This is a genomic window from Streptomyces sp. NPDC060049 (assembly GCF_042736715.1).
Classification (GTDB): domain Bacteria; phylum Actinomycetota; class Actinomycetes; order Streptomycetales; family Streptomycetaceae; genus Streptomyces.
In genome coordinates this window covers 1-18,429 of sequence record NZ_JBHWVV010000003.1, presented here as the reverse complement: position 1 = coordinate 18,429, position 18,429 = coordinate 1, and the positions used below count along the sequence as shown (strand labels likewise).

The 18,429-nt window shown below is 72.4% G+C and carries 14 protein-coding genes; 7 read left to right on the top strand and 7 right to left on the bottom strand.

Annotation, left to right across the window (positions count from 1 at the left end; genetic code table 11):
* Positions 1–10 precede the first annotated feature (10 nt).
* The gene (gene secA / locus ACFWBY_RS05375) at positions 11–2,785 is read right to left on the bottom strand and encodes a preprotein translocase subunit SecA (protein WP_385340174.1); all 2,775 of its coding nucleotides are present in this window, start codon (positions 2,783–2,785) and stop codon (positions 11–13) included.
* Between the two features lie 238 nt (positions 2,786–3,023).
* Between secA and ACFWBY_RS05370 the strand changes: the two genes are divergently transcribed.
* Both ACFWBY_RS05370 and ACFWBY_RS05365 read left to right on the top strand, forming a co-directional pair.
* A complete protein-coding gene (locus ACFWBY_RS05370) occupies positions 3,024–3,629 on the top strand; it encodes a GNAT family N-acetyltransferase (RefSeq protein ID WP_385340176.1) in 606 nt (201 codons plus the stop codon).
* A 9-nt stretch (positions 3,630–3,638) separates the two neighbouring features.
* Entirely contained in the window at positions 3,639–4,826 is a 1,188-nt protein-coding gene (locus ACFWBY_RS05365) for a winged helix-turn-helix domain-containing protein (RefSeq protein ID WP_385340178.1), read from the top strand.
* 34 nt (positions 4,827–4,860) lie between these two features.
* Here ACFWBY_RS05365 and ACFWBY_RS05360 read toward each other — a convergent pair whose 3' ends face one another.
* From ACFWBY_RS05360 to mtrA, 6 genes are all read right to left on the bottom strand, one after another.
* Positions 4,861–5,589, bottom strand: a complete 729-nt coding sequence (locus ACFWBY_RS05360) for a response regulator (protein WP_385340180.1) — start codon at positions 5,587–5,589, stop codon at positions 4,861–4,863.
* Positions 5,590–5,804: 215 nt separating this feature from the next.
* Positions 5,805–6,500, bottom strand: coding sequence for a ribosome hibernation-promoting factor, HPF/YfiA family (hpf, locus tag ACFWBY_RS05355; protein ID WP_385340182.1), 696 nt, complete (start codon positions 6,498–6,500; stop codon positions 5,805–5,807).
* Between the two features lie 432 nt (positions 6,501–6,932).
* Positions 6,933–7,697, bottom strand: a complete 765-nt coding sequence (locus tag ACFWBY_RS05350) for a ComF family protein (RefSeq protein WP_385340183.1) — start codon at positions 7,695–7,697, stop codon at positions 6,933–6,935.
* A 120-nt stretch (positions 7,698–7,817) separates the two neighbouring features.
* Complete coding sequence (locus tag ACFWBY_RS05345) at positions 7,818–9,653, bottom strand: LpqB family beta-propeller domain-containing protein (RefSeq protein ID WP_385340184.1); 1,836 nt, start codon at positions 9,651–9,653, stop codon at positions 7,818–7,820.
* Entirely contained in the window at positions 9,643–11,637 is a 1,995-nt protein-coding gene (gene mtrB, locus ACFWBY_RS05340; RefSeq protein ID WP_385340185.1) for an MtrAB system histidine kinase MtrB, read from the bottom strand. Before mtrB ends, ACFWBY_RS05345 begins: the two co-directional genes overlap by 11 nt.
* Position 11,638: 1 nt before the next feature.
* A complete protein-coding gene (gene mtrA / locus ACFWBY_RS05335) occupies positions 11,639–12,328 on the bottom strand; it encodes a two-component system response regulator MtrA (protein ID WP_360903204.1) in 690 nt (229 codons plus the stop codon).
* Positions 12,329–12,562: 234 nt separating this feature from the next.
* Between mtrA and ACFWBY_RS05330 the strand changes: the two genes are divergently transcribed.
* Genes ACFWBY_RS05330 through ACFWBY_RS05310 form a run of 5 tightly spaced genes read left to right on the top strand, consistent with a single transcriptional unit; the run spans position 12,563 to position 18,206 of the window.
* Complete coding sequence (locus ACFWBY_RS05330; protein ID WP_385340188.1) at positions 12,563–13,813, top strand: hypothetical protein; 1,251 nt, start codon at positions 12,563–12,565, stop codon at positions 13,811–13,813.
* Between the two features lie 7 nt (positions 13,814–13,820).
* Positions 13,821–14,486 (top strand): DUF4129 domain-containing protein, encoded by a 666-nt coding sequence (locus ACFWBY_RS05325; RefSeq protein WP_385340190.1) that lies wholly within the window; start codon positions 13,821–13,823, stop codon positions 14,484–14,486.
* Positions 14,483–15,937 (top strand): DUF4350 domain-containing protein, encoded by a 1,455-nt coding sequence (locus ACFWBY_RS05320; protein ID WP_385340192.1) that lies wholly within the window; start codon positions 14,483–14,485, stop codon positions 15,935–15,937. The genes ACFWBY_RS05325 and ACFWBY_RS05320 overlap by 4 nt, the downstream gene beginning before the upstream one ends.
* Positions 15,934–16,896, top strand: a complete 963-nt coding sequence (locus ACFWBY_RS05315; protein ID WP_385340194.1) for an AAA family ATPase — start codon at positions 15,934–15,936, stop codon at positions 16,894–16,896. Before ACFWBY_RS05320 ends, ACFWBY_RS05315 begins: the two co-directional genes overlap by 4 nt.
* Positions 16,896–18,206, top strand: a complete 1,311-nt coding sequence (locus ACFWBY_RS05310) for a DUF58 domain-containing protein (RefSeq protein WP_385340196.1) — start codon at positions 16,896–16,898, stop codon at positions 18,204–18,206. The genes ACFWBY_RS05315 and ACFWBY_RS05310 overlap by 1 nt, the downstream gene beginning before the upstream one ends.
* Positions 18,207–18,429 lie beyond the last annotated feature (223 nt).

The following is an 18,429-nucleotide window of genomic DNA, read 5'->3' as shown; positions in this document are numbered from 1 at the left end:
AGCAGCGGGGTTACTTCTTGCGGCGGCGGCCGCCCGCGGCCTTCGCCGCCTTGCGGCGCTCCGCCCGCGTCATCCCGGCCTCGTCACCGGACTCCGACTCGAAGTCGCCCTCGACGACGCCGCCCTCACCGTCGACCGACGGCGCGGAGAAGTGCAGCCGGTCCGGACGCTGCGGCGCGTCCAGGCCCTTCGCCCGGATCTCCGGCTTGGTCAGCGAGGGACCGGCGGCCTGCACCGGGACCTCCTCGACCTGCTGCTCGACCTGGACCTCCAGGTTGAACAGGTAGCCGACGGACTCCTCCTTGATGCCCTCCTGCATGGCGTTGAACATGTCGAAGCCCTCGCGCTGGTACTCGACCAGCGGGTCCTTCTGGGCCATCGCCCGCAGGCCGATGCCCTCCTGCAGGTAGTCCATCTCGTAGAGGTGCTCACGCCACTTGCGGTCCAGCACCGACAGGACCACGCGCCGCTCCAGCTCGCGCATGATCTCGGAGCCGAGGGTCGCCTCGCGCGCCTCGTACTGCTCGTGGATGTCGTCCTTGACGGACTCCGCGATGAACTCGGCGGTGATGCCCGCGCGGTCGCCCGCCGCGTCCTCCAGCTCCTCGACCGTGACCTTGATCGGGTAGAGCTGCCGGAAGGCGTTCCACAGCCGGTCCAGGTCCCACTCCTCCGCGAACCCCTCGACCGTCTCGGCCGTGATGTACGCGTCGATCGTGTCGTCCATCATGTGCCGGATCTGCTCCTGGAGGTCTTCGCCCTCCAGGACCCGCCGGCGCTCCGCGTAGATGACCGTGCGCTGGTTGTTGAGGACCTCGTCGTACTTCAGGACGTTCTTGCGCGTCTCGAAGTTCTGGGTCTCGACCTGCGACTGGGCCGACGCGATGGCCCGCGTGACCATCTTGTTCTCGATCGGCACGTCGTCCGGCACGTTCGCCATCGACATGACGCGCTCGACCATCTGCGCCTTGAACAGGCGCATCAGGTCGTCGCCGAGGGACAGGTAGAAGCGGGACTCGCCCGGGTCGCCCTGTCGGCCGGAGCGGCCGCGCAGCTGGTTGTCGATGCGGCGCGACTCGTGCCGCTCGGTGCCCAGCACGTACAGCCCGCCGAGCTCCTTGACCTCCTCGAACTCCGCCTTCACGGCCGCCTCGGCCCGCGTGAGCGCCTCGGGAAGGGCGTGCGCCCACTCCTCGATGTGCTCCTCCGGGTCCAGGCCGCGCTGGCGCAGCTCGGCCTCGGCGAGGTCGTCCGGGTTGCCGCCGAGCTTGATGTCGGTACCTCGGCCGGCCATGTTCGTGGCGACCGTGACGGCGCCGCGACGGCCCGCCTGGGCGACGATCGTCGCTTCACGGTCGTGCTGCTTCGCGTTCAGCACCTCGTGCGGGATGCCGCGCTTGGAGAGCTGCTGCGAGAGGTACTCGGACTTCTCGACCGACGTCGTACCGACGAGGATCGGCTGGCCCTTCTCGTGCTTCTCCGCGATGTCGTCGACGACGGCGGCGAACTTCGCGACCTCGGTGCGGTAGATCAGGTCCGCCTGGTCCTTGCGGACCATGTCGCGGTTGGTCGGGATCGGGACGACACCGAGCTTGTAGATCTGGTGGAACTCCGCGGCCTCGGTCATGGCCGTACCGGTCATGCCCGACAGCTTCGAGTACAGGCGGAAGAAGTTCTGGAGGGTGATCGTGGCGAGGGTCTGGTTCTCGTCCTTGATGTCCACCCCTTCCTTCGCCTCGATCGCCTGGTGCATGCCCTCGTTGTAGCGGCGGCCGGCGAGGATACGGCCGGTGTGCTCGTCGACGATCATGACCTCGCCGTCGATGACGACGTAGTCCTTGTCGTTCTTGAACAGTTCCTTCGCCTTGATGGCGTTGTTCAGGTAACCGACGAGGGGGGTGTTCACCGACTCGTAGAGGTTCTCGATGCCGAGCCAGTCCTCGACCTTCGCGACACCGGACTCGTGGATGGCGACGGTGCGCTTCTTCTCGTCGACCTCGTAGTCGCCGGTCTCCTCGATGCCCTTGAGGGGCTGGCCGGGCTCGCCCTTGGTCAGGCGCGTGACCAGCTTCGCGAAGTCCGCGTACCACTTGGTGGCCTGGTCGGCCGGCCCCGAGATGATCAGCGGGGTACGGGCCTCGTCGACGAGGATCGAGTCGACCTCGTCGACCACGGCGAAGTTGTGGCCGCGCTGGACGAGCTCGTCCTGCGACCACGCCATGTTGTCGCGGAGGTAGTCGAAGCCGAACTCGTTGTTCGTGCCGTACGTGATGTCGGCGGCGTACTGCTCACGGCGCTGCGCCGGAGACATGTTCGCCAGGATGCACCCGACCTCCAGGCCGAGGAACTTGTGCACCCGGCCCATCATCTCGGAGTCGCGCTCGGCGAGGTAGTCGTTCACCGTGATCAGGTGGACGCCCTTGCCGGACAGCGCGTTCAGGTACGCGGGCAGCGTACCGACGAGGGTCTTGCCCTCACCGGTCTTCATCTCGGCCACGTAGCCGAGGTGCAGCGCCGCGCCACCCATCATCTGCACGTCGTAGTGACGCTGGCCGAGGACGCGCTTGGCGGCCTCGCGGACCGTCGCGAAGGCCTCGGGCAGCAGGTCGTCCAGGCTCTCGCCGTCCTGGAAGCGCTGCTTGTACTCGTCCGTGAGCGCACGCAAGTCGGCGTCGGAGAGGTTGACGAAGTCCTCTTCGATGGAGTTGACCTGGTCCGCGATGCGGTGCAGTTTTTTGAGGATCTTGCCTTCGCCTGCACGCATGAGCTTGTTGAAGACGGACACCGAGGTTTGTCTCCTTGCCGGTCGGGCCTGGCACTGGTTCGTACACGGGCACGGAGGGTGGGCCCCACCGCAACGGCCATCGTAAGCGAGGACGCGGTCGCGTCGGGAGGTCCGTACCTCCGCGGGGCACGAGTGCCCGGAAAAGAGAACGTGCGGGGGGCGCCGAAGGTGCCGGTAAGCGGCCCCTCTTCCCGAAAAGTGTTCGCCGCCCACCCGAGGGGGGCAGGAGAATCCGCTCATGGACCCGATCACCCTGACCACCGAGCGCCTGGTACTGCGCCCCCTCACCCCTTACGACACCGACGAGGTGCACGCGGCGTGCCAGGACCCGGGGATCCAGCGCTGGATCCCCGTACCCGTCCCGTACGGGCGCACGGACGCCGAGGCCTTCATCGGCCGGGTCCCGGCCGGGTGGCAGGACGGCTCGGAGTACAACTTCGCGGTCCGGCTCGGCGCCCGGGGACCCCTGGTCGCCTGCGTCGGTGTCGTCCCGTCCGGCGCGCACGCCCACGAGGTCGGGTACTGGACCGCCGCCGGGCACCGGGGCCGCGGCTACCTGACCGAGGCCCTGCCCGCCGTGGTGCGCTGGGCGTTCACCGAGCTCGGCTGCGTACGGATGGTCTGGCGCGCCGGCATCGGCAACGACGCCTCCCGCGCGGTCGCCGAGAAGACCGGGTTCACCGTCGAAGGCGTCCAGCGCGCGGCCATGGAACACCGGGGGACCCTGCGGGACTGCTGGATCGGCGCCATGCTCCCCTCGGACCTCGACCTCCCCTCCCGCCTCCCGTACCTGCCCTCGCCCTCGCACTCTCCCTCTCCCTCCTCTGTCAGTGGGCGCGTCTAGGGTGCGGACATGACGACCGCACCGCCCGCCCGGCCGCGACCGACCGCCTCACTGTCCGCCGACGAGGCCCGCCGCATCGCGCTGCGCGCGCAGGGGTTCGTCGGGGCCCCCGACCGGCGCGGCGGGGTGCGCGGCATCCTGCGCCACCTCGGCGCCGTCCAGTTGGACACGATCTCCGTACTGGCCCGGTCCCACGAGCTCGTGCCGTACGCGCGCCTGGGCGCGGTCGGCCGCTCCGGCGTCGAGGCGGCGTACTGGTCGGACCACCACGCCTTCGAGTACTGGTCGCACGCGGCCTGCATCCTGCCCATCGAGGAATGGCCGCACTTCGCCTTCCGCCGCCGGGCCCGCAAGGCCCGCGGCCACCGCTGGCACGTCCTGCAGGACAAGGACCGCTCGACCAGGGCCGTCCTGGACCGCCTGGCGGCCGAGGGGCCGCTCACCTCCACCGAGCTGGGCGGCGCCAAGAACGGCGGCGAGTGGTTCGAATGGTCCGAGACGAAGATCGCCGTGGAGTGGCTGCTCGACATCGGCGAGGTCGTCTGCACCGAGCGGCGGGGATGGAAGCGGGTCTACGACCTCCCGGAGCGGGCGGTCCCCGAGGCGCTGCTCCACGACGAGCTGGACGACCGCGAGTGCGTGCGGCGCCTGGTGGACCTGGCCGGCCGGAGCCTGGGCGTGGGAACGCGGTCCGACATCGCGGACTACCACCGCCTGACCGGGGCGCAGTTCGATTCGGTGATCGCCGACTCGGACCTGGTCCCGGTAGAGGTGGAGGGCTGGGGCAAGCCCGCGTGGGCCGACCCGGCGGCCCTGGCCACCGTGCCGCGCGGCCGCCACCGCACCACCCTGCTCTCGCCGTTCGACTCCCTCGTCTGGGAGCGCCCGCGCACGGAGCGGATCTTCGGCTTCACGCACCGCCTGGAGGCGTACGTCCCCAAGCCCCGGCGGATCCACGGCTACTTCGCGATGCCCCTGCTCGCCGGAGGACACCTCCAGGGCCGCGTGGACCCGGCCCGCGAGGGCACGACCCTGGTGGCCCGCCAGCTCTCCCTGACCACTCCGAAGGCGGCGGGCGCGATGGCGCTGGCCCTGCGGGAGGCTGCCTCGTGGGTCGGCTGCGACGCGGTCCGCGTCGAGCGGGCCTCCACCCCCGCCGAAGCGGCGGCCGTGACCTCGGAACTCGCCGCCCTCTGAGGGCGGGGGCGGGCGCGGCGCCCCGACCGCAGCCCTAGCGGATCTCGAGGATCTTCTCCCGCATCGCGTACACCACCGCCTCCATCCTGGAGTGCAGCTGCAGCTTCTCCAGGATGTTGCGCACGTGGTTCTTCACGGTGTTCTCGGAGATGAACAACTCCTTGGCGATGTCGCGGTTGTTCATCCCCGTCGCCACCAGCTTCAGGACCTCCAGCTCCCGGTCGGTCAGCCGCGGCGCCGGCACCAGCCGGCGCTCGTCCGTGCGCTGGATCATCGACTTGAACTCCGTCAGGAGCTTCGACGCCATCGACGGGCTGATCTGCGACTGCCCGTCCGCCACCGCCCGGATCGCCGTGGCGACCTCGTCCGTGGAGATCTCCTTCAGGAGGTACCCGGTGGCCCCCGCCTTGATCGCGTCGTAGAGGTCCGCCTCCTCGTCGCTGATCGTCAGCATGATGATCTTCGCGGAGGGTGCCACCTCCTTGATCGAGGTGCACGCCTCGATCCCGCCGCGCCTGGGCATCCGTACGTCCATCAGCACGATGTCCGGCAGCAGGTCGGCCGCCTTGTCCACGGCCTCCGCGCCGTCACCGGCCTCGCCGACGACCTGGATGTCCTCCTCCTGCGCGAGGACGATCTCCAGTCCTCGCCGGAACAGCGCGTGGTCGTCCACCACGAGCACCCGGATCGGCTCTGCCGCCCGGCCCTCCTCACGGCAGCCCGCACCGTCGTCGTCGCGCACCGGCCCGAAGCTGTCCGCCATCGTTCCTCCCCCTGCACCGCATGTGCTGAGCTGCTGGGTCAATCCGACGGGAGCGGCCGACGGCTGACTGCCCGACATGATTCCATGCCCGCGCGCCCTTTCGGGGTCCGGCGAATACCGGCCGACCATTACCGGCCATCAGGTCATACGGGTGCCCCCGCGCCCGCCGGAGCGAACGCGGGGGCACCGCACGGACATCCGAATATCGCGCGGCCTCAGCCGCCGAGCGCGCCGCCCGCTCCCGCGCCGTCGAGCTCGTCCGAGCCGGAGGCGTCCGGGTTCAGGTGGATCACGCCGTAGTCGTAGCCGTGGCGCCGGTAGACGACGCTCGGCATCTTGGTGTCGGAGTCGACGAACAAATAGAAGTCGTGGCCGACCAGTTCCATCTCGTACAGAGCCTGGTCGAGCGACATGGGTGCGGCCGAGTGGGTCTTCTCTCGGACGACGAGCGGGCCTTCGCCCTGCACTTCGAGCGATCCGATCCGCGTGGTCGGAATCGCGTCGGCCTTCTCGCCGGTGACCGGCTCGCCGTTGCCGTTCAGGGTCGCGGCGTCCGGGACCGCGTCGGCGACCTCGGCCGCCGAGAGCCGTCCGTTGCCGCGACGGGTGTGGCGCTTGTCGTGCTGCTTGCGCAGCCGGGCCTCAAGCTTGTCCTGAGCGAGGTCGAGCGCCGCGTACGGGTCGGCGGCGGCGGCCTCGGCACGGATCACCGGGCCCCGCGAACGCAGGGTGATCTCCACGCGGTCGGAACGGTCGGCCTGGCGCGGGTTGTGCTCCTTGGACACCTCGACGTCCAAGCTGATCACCTTGGCGTCGAGCTTCTGGATCCGCTCCGGATTCAGCTTCTCGGCCACGTGCTTGCGGAACCGGTCGGGCACCTCGGTCTTACGGCCCTTGACGACGATGTCCACGCAGAACTCCGTTCCCGGATAGCCACGCCCTCAGGGGCGAAGCGTCTCCCTTTCGCACCAGACTCCGGTGAACACCGAAGCCTCGGACTTGGCGACTTTCACCTCCTCCTCCCCCATCGGCAAGATCTACACCCCACCGACTTCGGAGTCGAGAGACAGCCTCTGACACGAAGATCCCGAAACGTACGAACGCCCGGAACAAACGGTCCGATGCGTGGGGCCCAAGGCTCGCCAATTCCTTACAACCGAACATATCCCTCTATGGCGGTTGTCGGCACCCGCTACCGGAACGTACCTCCGTTCAGGTGGCTGTTCCCTCTTACTACCTGCAACGATGCGCCTTCCCTTCCAGTTCCAAATCTATTCATTCGTTTTTGGTCTGTACGTGTCGCGGACCGGCCCCTCCCACCTCTCCAGCGCCCCCGCCGCAGCTCACCGGCGGACCAAGGAGCCCGCCGAGGCGGCCACCACCGCGGCCCCGCCCGCCGGCCCGATCCCGGCCGTCCGCAGCGCCCGCGCGGCCTCCGCCAGCGTGGCTCCCGTGGTCACGAGGTCGTCCACCACCACGATCCGGGCCGCACCCGCCGTCACCCGGCCTGCGTCCGGCCGGGCCTCCAGAGCCCCCGCGAGGTTGTCCCGGCGCTCCAGCGCCCCCAGGCCCGCCTGGTCGGCCACGGCCCGCCGCAGCCGTAGTACGGGCGCCACGCGCGCGGGCACACCGGTTCGCCGCAGCCGGGCCGAGGCGGCCAGCGCGATCCTGCGCGCGGGGTCGTGACCGCGCGCCCGGACCCGGTGGCGCGCGGAGGGCACGGGAACCAGGAGCACCTGCCCCGCCCCACCCGCCCGCCCCGTTCCCGCGCCGCCGGGCCCGCCCGCCCCGCCGGCCCGGACCGCCACGGCCAGGGCCGCGCCGAGGGCGCCGGCCAGCGCGAGGCCGCCGCGCTCCTTGTGGGCCAGCAGGACGGCCCGTACGGCCCCTTCGTACGCGGCGCAGGCATGGACCGGCGGGAGCCCGGCGGGGCGCGGAGAAAGCCGTACGGGAGACGCCGCGGCCCCACTGAGCGCCGAGCGGCAGGCCCCGCACAGCACGGAACGCGCGGCCCCGCAGCCGGCGCAGTCCGCCGGCAGGACGAGCCCCGCCAGCTCCGCCGCCAGCGCCCCCGCCGACCCCGTCAGGGCCCGTCCCCACTGCCGCATGGCGTCCACCCTGCCCGCCGGGCGCACGGCCGTGCCACCCCTGTGGAAAACCGCGGAAATAGCAAAGGGGCGCAGGGCCGACCGAGGGGCGGGGCAGGGGCGGGCAGCGCGACCCCCGGATCAGCCCGGGTAGACCGGTGCGCGCCCGCCCGCGGCCACCGTGCGCCACTGCGCCCCCGGCGGCAGCCACACGATCCCGTCCTCCTTGGAGTGCGCGACCACCGGCTTGCGCTCGTCCTCGCTCGCCGCGACGGCCTCCAGCCCGGTCGCCCCGGGCAGCCCGGCGCCGACCATCGAGCCGTCGGCCAGCATGTACCGGGCCTGCACGACCCCGCCGCTCTCGCGGCCCACCACCAGCAGCCGGCCGCGCGGCGCCCAGCTCATCGCCGTCACGTCCGCCAGCTGCGGGGCGGCCGGGCGCAGCTCCCGTACGGAGACCACCGATCCGTCCCCCTTGGCGTCGGGCCGCTCGATCCGCCCGATGTACAGGTTGTTGCGGCCCTTGCTCTGCAGCAGGAGCGCCATCCGCACCCCGTCGGGAGAGGCCTTCAGCCCGGTGATCCGGGCGCCGTTCAGGCCGGACACCTCGACCCGCTCGGGGGTTCCGGCGCCGCCGGGCAGCCGCCACAGCGTCGGGTTCTGCGCGTCCTGGTCCGCGATCCACAGATCACCGGCCGCGTCCCAGGTCGGGGCGGTGAGCCCGGCCGGCTTGACGCCCTTGGCGGTCAGCAGCGGCGCCGGCATGGGTCCGGCGGTGGTCAGGTTGACGACGTACAGCCCGTGGTCGTCCTCCGAGACGACCGCCGCGCGCTTCTCGTCGTAGGCGACGGCGGCGGAGCCCACCTTGAAGGGCGGGTTCCCCGACAGCGGCCCCGGAACCGCCGACGCCTCCTCCTGCTGCTCTTCCCGGTTGGGGTCCAGGGTCATCCGCTTGAGCCGGTTCTCGTTGTCCACGTAGTACTGGTGGCCCGGCGACGGCGGACGGTTGGCGACCACGGCCGCGGCCGCCTCGGTGATCTGGCACAGCACGGACTTGCCGTCGGCCCGCACGAGTTCGACCCGGTCGACCCGGGAGCCCGTCAGGTCCTTGACCGTGTAGAGGAGTTGGGTGGCCATCTTGCGGCAGGCGGGCTCCGCGACGTTGTCGGCCTTGTCGTTCAGCGGCACCCGCAGCGTGTTCTGGCCGTCGTACGAGAGAGACTTGGTGCCCTCGCGCAGCTCCGTACCCGTGGGGAAGCTGGACGTCACGACCGGCCCGAGCCACTTCGAGGGGCCGGCCAGCAGCGACCTGACGGTCTGGGTGGTGGGGTCCATCCGGGAGTCCGGATCACTGCGCTGCCGCACGTAGACGGGATCGGCGACGAGCGTCGCCCCCGCGAAGTAGTACTTGTTGACCGGCATGTAGATGCGCTGGAAGTCGGACTCGCTCAGGACCAGGCTGCTGGGCGGCGTCGCGATCCGCCACTGCTTGTCCTCCTGCGTGAGCTGCAGGAACTCCTCGTAACGCCGGTCGCTCGTCTCCGGCTGGTACGCGCTGCGCTCGTCCACGGTGGCCAGCGTCTTGCCGGTGACCCTGAACCGGGGCGCCGCGGGGTCCTTCTCGCCCGGCACCGAGACCCGGTCGAGGCCCGCGGAGAGCACGGTGACCGCCGAACCGGGCTTCCAGTTCTTCGCCGCTTCCTCCGTGAGGTACTTGCGGGCGGTCTGCAGCTGCGGATCGTCGCTGGTCATCGCCTCAAGGAAGCCGTCGACGACCTCCTGCGGGCTGGCCCGGTCGGCCGGCGGTACGCCGAAGACACGGACCTGGGAGTCGACTCCCTGCGAGGCCTCCACCGGGCGGATCTCGCCGTGGTCGGGCATGGACGCGCAGCCGGCGAGCAGCAGCCCGGCCGCGCCCAGGACATAGGCCCTGAGCGTGCGCGCGGTCCGCCGCGGCCTCTTCGGCTCAGCGCCCATGGGATCCACCGGTTCCACCCTCTCGGTCTGCTGTACCCGCCGCCCCGCCCGCGGCCTGCTCGGCGGGCCGGGTCACGACCCGGGCCCCGTTCCCGGGCAGCGCCGTCGGATCCGCCGGCACCGGCAGCGCACCGGACACCGGCGACCTCGGCGGGATCGGCGACCGGTCGGGCCTGCCCGCGGGCTCCCGGGACGACCCGGCCCCCGTCGGGCCCTCGGCCGCGGCCCTGGCCCGGTTGGCCCGGGAGTCCTCCGGCTCCAGAGGGATCGGCGACCCGCGCAGCGGCTCGTCGGCCGTGCGCGGCAGGGTGAGGCGGAACTGCGAGCCGCCGCCCGGCTCGCCCCACGCCTGGAGCCAGCCCCCGTGCAGCCGGGCGTCCTCCACGGCGATGGACAGGCCGAGGCCGGTACCGCCGGTCGTGCGCGCCCGCGCCGGGTCGGCCCGCCAGAACCGGTTGAAGACGCGGGTGGCCTCGCCGGGCTTGAGCCCGACCCCGTAGTCCCGTACGGCGACGGCGACCGCTCCGCCCGCCGAGGCGAGCCGGACCACCACGTCGCGGCCCTCACCGTGCTCGACGGCGTTGACGACGAGGTTGCGCAGGACCCTCTCCACGCGCCGGGCGTCGGCCTCGGCTATCACCGGCTGGGTGTCGCCGAGGACGCGGATCCGGGTGTTCTTGTGCTCGGCGAGCGGTGCGGCGGCGTCGATGACCCGGTGCACGACGTCGCGCAGGTCGATCGGCTCCGCCTCCAGGGCGGCGGCGCCCGCGTCGAACCGGCTGATCTCCAGCAGGTCGGCGAGGAGCGACTCGAAGCGGTCGAGCTGGCCGGCGAGCAGTTCGGCGGAGCGCGCGGTGACCGGGTCGAAGTCGGCGCGGGCGTCGTGGATGACGTCCGCGGCCATGCGGACCGTCGTCAGCGGGGTGCGCAGCTCGTGCGAGACGTCCGAGACGAAACGGCGCTGCAGCCGGGAGAGGTCCTCCAGCTGCTGGATTTTGTTCTGGAGGTTCTGGGCCATCTTGTTGAACGCCTCGCCCAGGCGGGCGATGTCGTCCTCGCCGGTGACCTTCATCCGCTCCTGGAGCCGCCCCGCGGAGAGCCGCTCGGCGATCCCGGCGGCCATCCGGACCGGGGTGACGACCTGGCGCACGACCAGCCAGGCGATCCCGCCGAGCAGGACGACGACGAAGAGCCCGGCGGTGGCGATGGTGACCTTGACCAGGTTGAGGGACTCCTCCTCCTGGGTCAGCGGGAAGAGGTAGTACAGGTCGTAGGGGTCACCGTTGATGTCGGTGAGCCGCTTGCCCACGACGAGCGCGGGCTCGGGCGCCTTGTCCCCGGCACCGGGGGTGTAGCGGACCAGGGAGAACGTCTTGAAGGCCCCGGTGGCGTGGTTCACGGCCCGGCGCAGTTCCAGCGGCACGCTCGCGGTCGGGTCGACGTTGCCCGAGGCGCGGGCACCCCGGACGCCGAGCGCGCCCCGGCCGGGTGGCTGTTCTTCGCCGGTACCGGTGCCGGCGCCCAGCGCCGCGACCTCGAAGGCGCTCTGCCCGCCGCTGGCGAGCTGCTTGACCAGCGAGTTCATCCACGTACTGGCGTCGCGGCCGACCTTGCTCTCGGAAGCGTCGACCCCGTCCACCGCGTACGGCGTGTTGGCCTTCTCCTGTGCGACCGCGAACCCTCCCGCGGCCTGGCTCTGCGCGGCCTCCTCCTTGGCTTCGAGGAGTCCCCTGCTGACCTGTGCGATGACCACGAACCCGAGGGCGAGGACCACGGCGAGTGAGATCAGCAGCGTCGCGGCGACCACCCGGAGCTGGATGTTGCGCCGCCAGAGCCGGACAGCCGGAAGCAGCGGCCGGCGTACGAGGCGTACGCACAGCCGCAGCACGGGGCCGCCCGGTGCTCCGTCCGCTACGTGGCGGAGCGCCCGGCCACCCCGCAGGGCTCCCCACCGGGAGCCGCCACGGGGCTTGCCGGATTTCATGTCAGCTGGGTCCGGCCTTGTAGCCGACACCGCGCACCGTCACGACGATCTCGGGGCGCTCCGGGTCCTTCTCGACCTTGGAGCGCAGGCGCTGGACGTGCACGTTGACCAGCCGGGTGTCGGCCGCGTGGCGGTAGCCCCAGACCTGCTCCAGCAGCACCTCGCGGGTGAAGACCTGCCAGGGCTTGCGGGCGAGCGCGACCAGCAGGTCGAACTCGAGCGGGGTCAGCGCGATGGAGGCGCCGTCCCGCTTGACCGAATGCCCCGCGACGTCGATGACGAGGTCACCGATGGTCAGCTGCTCGGGGGCCGGCTCTTCCGAACGGCGCAGGCGGGCGCGGATGCGCGCCACCAGCTCCTTCGGCTTGAACGGCTTGACGATGTAGTCGTCGGCCCCGGACTCCAGGCCCACGACGACGTCCACGGTGTCGCTCTTGGCGGTGAGCATGACGATCGGTACGCCTGACTCGGCGCGGATCAGCCTGCACACCTCTATGCCGTCCCTCCCGGGCAGCATGAGGTCGAGCAGCACGAGATCCGGCTTCGCCTCCCGGAAGGCAGCCAGTGCCTTGTCACCGTCCGCTACGAACGATGGCTCAAAACCTTCTCCACGCAGCACAATGCCGAGCATCTCGGCCAGCGCGGTGTCGTCGTCGACGACAAGGACGCGTCCCTTCATGGTTGACATCATCCCATTAGCTAATCGTTACCCGGCGGTGAGCTGTCCCACAGCCGGAGGGGCTGGAAATCGACCCTCGGACCTGCGTGGAGATCAGGGCGCCCAGTGTGCCCCGGATCTACTCGACAAATGAAGGTGCCAACGCCCCGGGATCCCGGGGACGGCTGGTCCGTTCGAGGTTGTCACATGGCACGATGGCAGCCGGACCATGCGCCCGCACACCGCAGTGCACGTGAAGGAGCGACGATGAACGACTCTCCGGGCTGGGCTACGCCCGGATCCTCCCCGTCCGACGGTGAGGGCTCCCACGGTACGCAGCCGCCTTCCGACGGCTCCGGCGGCTCCGGCGGCCCGAAGTGGTCTCCCGAGCAGCCGCCGCCCGGCCAGTGGTCGAGCCCGGCCGCGGGCCAGACCCCGCCGACCCCGCAGCAGCCGCCCGCGGCTCCGGGGCAGGGCGGGGGCTGGGGCTCGTACGGCGGCGGTCAGCAGCCCCCGTACGGCGGCCGGCCCGGCGCTCCCGGCGGCTGGGGCAACCAGGCCCCGTCGGTGAAGCCCGGCGTGATCCCGCTGCGCCCCCTCGGCCTGGGCGAGATCCTCGACGGCGCGGTCGCCACCATGCGCAAGCACTGGCGCACGGTTCTGCCGATCACCCTGGTCGTGGCGATCGTCGTCCAGCTGGCCACCGTGCTCGCGCAGAAGTACGCGTTCGGCGACGTCGTCCTCGACTCCTCGGACGACGCGCCCCTCGACGAGCAGCTCAACACCCTCGGCTCCACCCTGGGCGTGCTCTCGGCGGACCTCTTCATCCAGCTCGTCGGCACCATCGTGGCCACCGCGATGCTCACCATGGTCTTCAGCCGCGCCATCCTCGGCCACGCCTCCTCAGTCGGCGCCGCCTGGCGCGAGTCCCGACCGCAGCTGCCCCGGCTCTTCGGGCTGACCCTGCTCCTGGCCCTCGGCTCGGTCCTCCTCGTCGGCGTACTGGTCCTGCCCGGCGCACTCGCCGGCAGCGCGGGATTCGCCGTCGTCGGCGGCTTCGTCGCCCTCGGCCTGCTCGTGTGGCTGTGGGTCCGCTTCTCGCTGGCCTCGCCCGCGCTGATGCTGGAGAAGGCGCCGGTCCTCACGTCGCTCACCCGGTCCTCGAAGCTGGTCAAGGGCTCCTGGTGGCGCATCCTCGGCATCACCTTCCTCACCAGCCTGATCACGGGCTTCATCTCCTCCGTCATCGTCTTCCCGCTGACGCTCCTGGGCCTGTTCCTGTTCGGCGGCGGCATCGAAGGCATGGCCGACGGCACCGGAGCGACCAGCTGGGGCTACCTGATCGTCACGGGAATCGGCGGAGTCATCGGCCTGACCATCACCCTGCCGATGCAGTCCGGGGTCAACGTCCTGCTCTACGTCGACCAGCGCATCCGCCGCGAGGCCCTGGACCTGGAGCTCGCCCGGGCGGCCGGCATCGAGAACTACGGCACCAGCACGCCGCCGACCGGAGGCTGACGCGGGGATGAGGAGCACGGGGGGCCTGCTCTCACAGACGGCATCGGACACACCACCGGTCACCATCGGCCGGGACGCCGCCCGCGAGGCGGCGCGCCAGGAGCTGTCCAAGCCGGTGTACCACCAGAACGACCCGGGGCTGGTCCAGCGCGCGCTGGACCGCTTCTGGGACTGGGTCGGGGACCTCTTCGACCACGCCTCCGGCGCCACTCCCGGCGGAACCCTGGGCCTGGTGGCCATCGCCGTGTTCGTCGTCCTCGTCGTCGCCGCGCTGTGGTGGCGGCTCGGCACCCCGAGCCGCACCGCCGGTCCGGCGGGCGGCCTCTTCGACGAGGGCATCCGCAGCGCCGCCGACCACCGCAAGGCCTCCGACGCCCTGGCCTCCGAGGGCCGCTGGAGCGAAGCCGTCCAGGAACGCATGCGCGCCGTCGTCCGCTCCCTGGAGGAGCGCACCCTCCTCGACCCCCGCCCCGGCCGCACCGCCGACGAGGCGGCAGCCGAAGCCGCGGTCTCCCTGCCCTCCCACGCCGGAGCCCTGCGCGCCGCGGCCCGCACCTTCGACGACGTCACCTACGGCTCCCGGCCGGCCGACGCGGCCATGTACGCCGCCCTGCGCGACCTGGACCTCGCCCTGACCCGTACCAAGCCGCTCCCGACAGGCGCCACGCCATGACCCCGCCGAGCCCGGGCACACCCCCGGACCCCCGCGTCCCGACCCCGCCCGCCCAGGAGCCCGCCCAGGAGGCGCTCCCGGCCGCTCCCGGCGCCGTCACCCCCGGAACGGCCCCGCAGGCCGCCCACGCCCCGCTCCGGCCCGCTACGGACGCCACCCGGCACCCGGCCGCTCCCCAGGCCGGAGCCCCGCACGCCCCGGCGGCCGCTCCCGTCCCAGCGGCCGGGACCCCCGACGCCTCGACCGCCGCCCCGCCCGTCACCCCCGGCCTCCTCTGGACCCGAGCCCGCGGCTTCCTCGTCGCGCTCGCCGTCCTGCTCGCCGCGGGGCTGACCCTGGCCGCCCTGAACTCCGGCGCCAAGCACGGCTACCTCGACCCCCGCTCCGCCGACCCCTTCGGCAGCCGGGCGGTCGCCGAACTCCTCGACGCCCACGGCGTCACCACCCGCGTCGTCACCACCGCCGAGGAGGCCGCCGACGCCACCGGGCCCGACACGACCCTGCTGGTCGCCGACCCCGACCGGCTCGGCGAGGGCAAGCTCCGCGCGATCCGCTCCGCCATCGACCTCTCCGGCGGCCGTACCGTCCTGCTCGCCCCGAGCACGCCCAGCCTCCCCGACCTGGCCCCCGGCACGCGTACCCACGACAGCGGAACGAGCCCGGAGACCAACCTCGACCCCGGCACCTGCGCCCTCCCCGCCGCCGCGTCCGCCGGCCGCGCGGCCACCGGCGGCGGCTACCGCTACACCACGACCACCCCCGGAGCCGTCGGCTGCTACCCCAGCGCCGGCCACCCCACGCTCCTCGTCCTGCCCACCGCCACCCCCGGCGGCGACACCGTCCTCCTCGGCTCCGAGACGGTCTTGCTCAACAAGACCCTCGCCAAGGAGGGCAACGCCTCCCTCGCGCTCCAACTCCTCGGCTCCCGCCCCCACCTCGTCTGGTACCTGCCGTCCCTCGCCGACAGCGGCCCGGACGACACCGACGACCGCGAAGAGGACTTCCTCGCCCTGATCCCCGCCGGCTGGAGCTGGGCCCTGCTCCAGCTCTTCGTCGCCGCGGCCCTCGCCGCCCTCTGGCGCGCCCGCCGCCTCGGCCCGCTCGTCACCGAGAACCTTCCCGTCCTCATCCGCGCCTCCGAGGCCACCGAGGGCCGCGCCCGCCTGTACCGCAAGGCCGGCGCCCGCGACCGCGCCGCCACCGTGCTGCGCGCCGCCGCCCGCGAACGACTGGCCGCGCTGGTCGGCGTACCGGCCTCCCAGGCCCACGACCCCGCGTCCCTGGTCCCCGCGGTCTCCGCCCGCCTCACGGCCGGCGACCCCGCCACCGCGACGCACCGCCCGGGCGACCCGGCGGCCCTGCTCTTCGGCACCATCCCCGACACCGACGCGGCGCTCGTCGCGCTCGCCGACCAACTCGACGCCCTCGAAAGAGAGGTCCGCACCTCATGACGGCCACCACGGACAGCGCCCGCTCCGCCCTGGAAGCGCTCCGCACCGAGATCGGAAAGGCCGTGGTCGGCCAGGACTCCGCCGTCACCGGTCTCGTCGTCGCCCTCCTCTGCCGCGGCCACGTCCTCCTCGAAGGCGTCCCCGGCGTCGCGAAGACCCTCCTCGTGCGTGCCCTCGCCGCCTCCCTCGAACTCGACACCAAGCGCGTCCAGTTCACCCCCGACCTGATGCCGAGCGACGTCACCGGCTCGCTCGTCTACGACGCCCGCACCGCGGAGTTCTCCTTCCAGAACGGCCCGGTCTTCACCAACCTCCTCCTCGCCGACGAGATCAACCGCACGCCCCCCAAGACCCAGTCCTCCCTCCTCGAAGCGATGGAGGAGCGCCAGGTCACCGTCGACGGCACCCCCCGCAAGCTCCCGGAGCCGTTCCTCGTCGCCGCCACCATGAACCCGGTGGAGTACGAGGGCACTTACCCGCTGCCCGAGGCCCAGCTCGACCGCTTCCTCCTGAAGCTCACGGTGCCCCTCCCCTCCCGCGAGGACGAGATCGGCGTACTGACCCGCCACGCGGCCGGCTTCAACCCCCGCGACCTGTACTCCGCCGGAATCCGCCCCGTCGCCGGCCCCGCCGAGCTCGATGCCGCCCGCAAGGCCGTCGAAGCCACCAGCGTCTCCCCCGAGATCGCCGCGTACGTCGTCGACATCTGCCGCGCCACCCGCGAGTCGCCCTCCCTCACCCTCGGAGTCTCACCGCGCGGCGCCACCGCCCTGCTGGCCACCGCCCGCGCCTGGGCCTGGCTCGTGGGCCGCGACTACGTCACCCCCGACGATGTGAAGGCCCTCGCCCTGCCCACCCTGCGCCACCGCGTCCAGCTGCGGCCCGAGGCCGAGATGGAGGGCGTCACGGCCGACGCGGTCATCACCGCGATCCTCTCCCACGTCCCCGTCCCGCGCTGATGGCCGTCACCGGACGCGCCGCCCTGCTGGCGGCCCTCGGCAGCCTCCCCGTCGGCTTCCTCGGACCGAGCTGGGCCGGGATGCTGGCGGTCAACGCCCCCATCGCCCTGGCCTGCGCCGTCGACTACGCCCTCGCGGCGCCCGTCCGCACGCTGCGGCTGGCCCGCTCCGGTGACACCTCGGTGCGCCTGGGCGAGGCCGCCGACGTGGTCCTCACCGTCACCAATCCCTCGGCCCGTGTCCTGCGCGCCCGGGTCCGCGACGCCTGGCCCCCCAGCAGCTGGGTGCCCGGCACCGAAGTCGCCGCGTCCCGCCACGCGGTGACGATCCCCCCGGGCGAACGCCGCCGCCTCACCACCCGTCTGCGGCCCACCCGCCGCGGCGATCGCCAGGCGACCCGCGTCACGATCCGCTCGTACGGCCCCCTCGGCCTGTACGCCCGCCAGGGCAACCACAGCGTCCCCTGGACGGTCCGCGTGCTGCCGCCCTTCACCAGCCGCAAGCACCTGCCCTCCCGCCTCGCCCGCCTGCGCGAACTCGACGGCCGCACCAGCGTCCTGACACGCGGCGAGGGCACCGAGTTCGACAGCCTGCGCGACTACGTACCCGGCGACGACACCCGTTCCATCGACTGGCGGGCCACCGCCCGGCAGAACAAGGTCGCCGTCCGCACCTGGCGCCCGGAACGCGACCGCCACATCCTCATCTGCCTCGACACGGGCCGTACGTCGGCGGGCCGCGTCGGCGACGCCCCCCGCCTGGACTCCGCGATGGACGCGGCCCTGCTCCTGACGGCCCTGGCCACCCGGGCCGGCGACCGCGTGGACCTCCTGGCCCACGACCGCCGCCCCCGCGCCCAGGTCCAGGCCCGCTCGGCCGCGGACACCCTGCCGGCCTTCGTCAACGCGATGGCCATCCTGGAACCGGAGCTCGTCGAAACCGACTCCCGCTCCCTGGTCTCCGCCATCCTCCGCAGCGCCCCGCGCCGCTCCCTGGTGGTCCTCCTGACCAGCCTGGACGCCGCCGCCGTCGAGGAGGGCCTGCTCCCGGTCCTCCCCCGCCTCACCCAGCGCCACACGGTCCTGCTGGCATCGGTCGCGGATCCCCACGTCGCGGAGATGACGAAGTCCCGCGGAACGGTCGAAGCGGTCTACGAAGCCGCCGCCGGCACGCAGTCCCAGTCCGCCCGCCACCGCACGGCCGACCAGCTGACCCGCCACGGCGTCCACGTGGTCGACGCCACCCCCGACACCCTGGCCCCGGCCCTGGCGGACGCCTACCTGGCCCTCAAGGCCGCCGGCCGCCTGTAACCGGCACAGGGGACAGCGACCCGATCCGCCGTACGCCCACTCCCTCCCCCGCACGGCCCTTCGGCTCGGGAAGACGGAGTGCGCATACGGCCGTCCGGGTCCGGAACGCAGAAAAGCCCCGCACCGAACCCGTAAGGGCTGGTGCGGGGCTTTCCCACAATGATTGTTCGGCGGCGTCCTACTCTCCCACAGGGTCCCCCCTGCAGTACCATCGGCGCTGAAA

Coding starts and splice junctions, on each gene's coding strand:
- ACFWBY_RS05370 (WP_385340176.1), top strand. CDS start 3,024: ATGGACCCGATCACCCTGACCACCGAGCGCCTGGTACTGCGCCCCCTC.
- ACFWBY_RS05365 (WP_385340178.1), top strand. CDS start 3,639: ATGACGACCGCACCGCCCGCCCGGCCGCGACCGACCGCCTCACTGTCC.
- ACFWBY_RS05360 (WP_385340180.1), bottom strand. CDS start 5,589: ATGGCGGACAGCTTCGGGCCGGTGCGCGACGACGACGGTGCGGGCTGC.
- ACFWBY_RS05350 (WP_385340183.1), bottom strand. CDS start 7,697: ATGCGGCAGTGGGGACGGGCCCTGACGGGGTCGGCGGGGGCGCTGGCG.
- ACFWBY_RS05345 (WP_385340184.1), bottom strand. CDS start 9,653: ATGGGCGCTGAGCCGAAGAGGCCGCGGCGGACCGCGCGCACGCTCAGG.
- mtrB (WP_385340185.1), bottom strand. CDS start 11,637: ATGAAATCCGGCAAGCCCCGTGGCGGCTCCCGGTGGGGAGCCCTGCGG.
- mtrA (WP_360903204.1), bottom strand. CDS start 12,328: ATGATGTCAACCATGAAGGGACGCGTCCTTGTCGTCGACGACGACACC.
- ACFWBY_RS05330 (WP_385340188.1), top strand. CDS start 12,563: ATGAACGACTCTCCGGGCTGGGCTACGCCCGGATCCTCCCCGTCCGAC.
- ACFWBY_RS05325 (WP_385340190.1), top strand. CDS start 13,821: ATGAGGAGCACGGGGGGCCTGCTCTCACAGACGGCATCGGACACACCA.
- ACFWBY_RS05320 (WP_385340192.1), top strand. CDS start 14,483: ATGACCCCGCCGAGCCCGGGCACACCCCCGGACCCCCGCGTCCCGACC.
- ACFWBY_RS05315 (WP_385340194.1), top strand. CDS start 15,934: ATGACGGCCACCACGGACAGCGCCCGCTCCGCCCTGGAAGCGCTCCGC.
- ACFWBY_RS05310 (WP_385340196.1), top strand. CDS start 16,896: ATGGCCGTCACCGGACGCGCCGCCCTGCTGGCGGCCCTCGGCAGCCTC.